Annotated in this window: 3 protein-coding genes; all 3 read right to left on the bottom strand. The window is 27.9% G+C overall.

What is annotated here, in order from left to right; translation table 11 throughout:
• Positions 1-483: 483 nt before the first annotated feature.
• Positions 484-936, bottom strand: a complete 453-nt coding sequence (locus ACI3VO_RS14455) for a hypothetical protein (protein ID WP_439758592.1) — start codon at positions 934-936, stop codon at positions 484-486.
• A 2-nt stretch (positions 937-938) separates the two neighbouring features.
• Positions 939-2450, bottom strand: a complete 1512-nt coding sequence (locus ACI3VO_RS14450) for a M56 family metallopeptidase (protein ID WP_439758591.1) — start codon at positions 2448-2450, stop codon at positions 939-941.
• Positions 2451-2473: 23 nt separating this feature from the next.
• Positions 2474-3223: hypothetical protein (locus ACI3VO_RS14445; RefSeq protein WP_439758590.1), on the bottom strand; the 750-nt coding region annotated here is incomplete at its 5' end.

Below are 3223 nucleotides of genomic sequence, written 5' to 3'. Positions count from 1 at the left end.
TAGGAAAGAGATTAAAGATTTTAACTCAAAATGCGGAGAAAAAATACTATATCTTCAGAAATTTAAAAGCATTTAATAGATTTTTGTGCTTGAAGAGAAGAACTTTTTATGCCTGCGCTATTTATATTTTTATTGTAGAGCTATTAAATATACTTAATATAAAAATCGATTTTATTTACTTAAAGGTAATCTTAATTGCAATAGAATATCTATCTTTCTATTACTTATTCAGAGATTCGATCATAATAATACAGGATTATATTCTCACTCGCAGTAAAAAAATTTCATACGTTAGACTATTTATGCTAGCTGTACTTTTACCTTTATTCTTTGTATTTAAACTCGAATTTTTAATTTTAGTTGTCGTATCCTACGTTATAGATGTGAAAAATCAAATACGATTACATCAAAAGAAAATTATAGATTTATATTATCAAAAAGTAAAACCTTAGAAGTGCACCCTTGTCTTCTAAGGTTTATTTACTATAAGCACATAACTATCAAATCCCATACTCTAGAAAAAAGATACATTAATGCCACAACCGCAACGCATCTTTTAAATGGTGTATTTATAAGATCAAACTCTGATTCCTCATTAATCCCTCTTACACTAAAATATGTAATTAGCACTGTAATTATTGAAGCATAATAAAATGACCATGTATCTCCCTTAATAGGTCTAAATATTTTATCTATTAATACTTCTGATCTATTATCTCTTGCCATTAAAATGAATGCAATTACTAATCCCAGATAACAGATTATTTTTTTATTTTTTGAGAATTGATTTTTTCTTGTTTTATTTTTTATAAGATCTCTATCTTCTTCTATATTGTGTATATTTTTTAAATAATTATATACAATCGCTATAACACCTATATATAATATAGTATTAAACAATTGAAATAAAACTTCGTCTGTTATTGTAACATCCATAATTAAATCTCCAAACCTAAAGCATCATACTTTACAAAGTTATTCATATCTATTTCTTTGCCTCTGCTGTCAAAATATTTAAACTCCAAATCCTCACCTTTAAATTTAGTCAAATCTATTATATCCATGTCGACTTCATTCAATTTAGTCTGACCAGTTGCCACGACTTTTTTGTTTAAATAAATCTTTGCATTTATAGAATCACTTCCATTGCAAACTAAAACCAAAGCTTTTTTCTCTAAATTTTTACCGTAATCTATAATAAATGACCCACCTGATATATCAAATGGTCCATGCTTTATAATTCTATTTTTTACCTGAACATATATAGGTGACATACCTTCTTTTGTATTTTTAAACACGCATACACCAATTTTATATTCTGATGAAAAACCAACTATTAAATTATTACCTAGCTTCTGTATATCATAGATATAAATATCTTTTATATTTCCTGTTGACTTAAAATCAGCTATACTCTGCTTTATAGATATAATTTTTCTTGTATGATTATCGTATTCTTCATTTTCATATATCGAAAAATCTTGCTCTAATGATCCATACTCACCATTATTATATAACTGGTATGCACTTGGATTAGATACAGTAAATACCGCCCAAAATATAAAAGCTATATAAATCACTTTATATGTCTTGTATCTTATCTTTTTATAATTTAGTATGTTTTTTATTCTCTTCTCGATATAAATTTCTCCAAAAGCTATAGGAGCGTATAAGTAATCCGAAGAAAATGCAGCAAATTCCAACAATGAATTACTATAATCGACTTTTATAGTCCCCCTAAAATCCTTCATAACCCTCTCATCACAAGACATCTCCATATCCTCACTCATAAGCGAAAAAGCCTTCCATACAAGTGGATTAAACCAATGTACAATTACTGCTAAAAAGCACACTTGTTTCAAAATATAATCAAATCTATCTATGTGTATTTTTTCATGTCGTATTAAATACAGCTTCTCCATATCATCAAGCTCTGTAGGAATATATATTCTAGGCTTAAAAAATCCAAATACAAAGGGAGAGTTTATCATATCTGTCTCGTAAATATTGTCCTTTACAATCGTAGCTGTGCTCAATTTTTTTCTCATCTTTATATATGAAATTATACTGTAAGCTCCAATCACGATCATTCCTATTATCCATATAATTATCACAAACCATAAAAAATACTGCATTGTATTTCTATGTAAATCTAAAGTCGATATTACATCATTAGATGAACTGTATTCCCTTACTACTCCATCTGATATATTTTGGAGAGTATTTGTATTTATGTTTTTCTTAAAGTTTCTTAAAACTATCAATCCCATCGAAACGCTTAAATTCATCGGTATAAGCAATCTTACAAATAAAGCTATCCAAAGTAAATACGAATATATCTTAGGAAATCTACTCAACATATATCTAGCTATCAATATTATTAAAAATAACACTGATCCGATTTTAGTCATATTTACTACTTCATTGAACACTAGCTCTAAAAAATCCATGTATTTCCCTCCCCTCACAATTTTTATCCAGTATAACTATCTGATATCATATATGTGTCTTTATCTATCTTTTCTATATCTAATATATTATATTTGTCCACACACCAGCCATCATCCGTAAGTACTCCATTTCCTGCATGGAACTTTTCAAATCCTGGAGCCATTTTTAAATCAAAATCCATTTCTACCCTAAATTTATCGCTACCTAAACGTTCCTTTAATTTAAGGTTCTTTATTACGCAATCTGATACTGTACTATCTCCATTTTCAGAATACATTTTTTTGGACTTGATATTTTCCATAAATAATATTTTTGCAATTTCTTCTTCAGTAGTATTTTTCTTTACAATTGCAATATCATCGCTTGATATGAGAAGTTTATCGTAAGTATAATCTTCTTTTACTTCTTCTCCATCGCTTGTATATATTTGTGTTTGTTGTGGTAAAACTTCCACCATATACAACATTTTCAAGTAATCATCATCTTGATTTAGTAAAAACTTGTGTTTCCCTTTACTAGATAATTGTATGTATTTAGTAGAGTTTACATATAATGAATTTACATATTTACTATATGCCCCGGCACCATCGTAGAAGTTATTAAAATCGAAATACACACTATCATCTGGATAGCCGTAAATATAGCATACGATTTCTTTATCTTTTATAAAAACAATTTGATTCATGCCTTCATTTAAGCCTTCTCGTATTTTATTAGATTTAAAACCTATTGCACTCTCTATGTCCTCTTTAGACGCATATGGAGAAAAGCT

This window comes from Intestinibacter sp. (assembly GCF_051866655.1).
Classification (GTDB): domain Bacteria; phylum Bacillota; class Clostridia; order Peptostreptococcales; family Peptostreptococcaceae; genus Intestinibacter.
This window is presented reverse-complemented; position numbering and strand designations above follow the sequence as displayed.

What these genes read in the sequence shown, in the direction of transcription:
- ACI3VO_RS14455 (WP_439758592.1), bottom strand. Translation starts at nt 936, where the DNA reads ATGGATGTTACAATAACAGACGAAGTTTTATTTCAATTGTTTAATACT.
- ACI3VO_RS14450 (WP_439758591.1), bottom strand. Translation starts at nt 2,450, where the DNA reads ATGGATTTTTTAGAGCTAGTGTTCAATGAAGTAGTAAATATGACTAAA.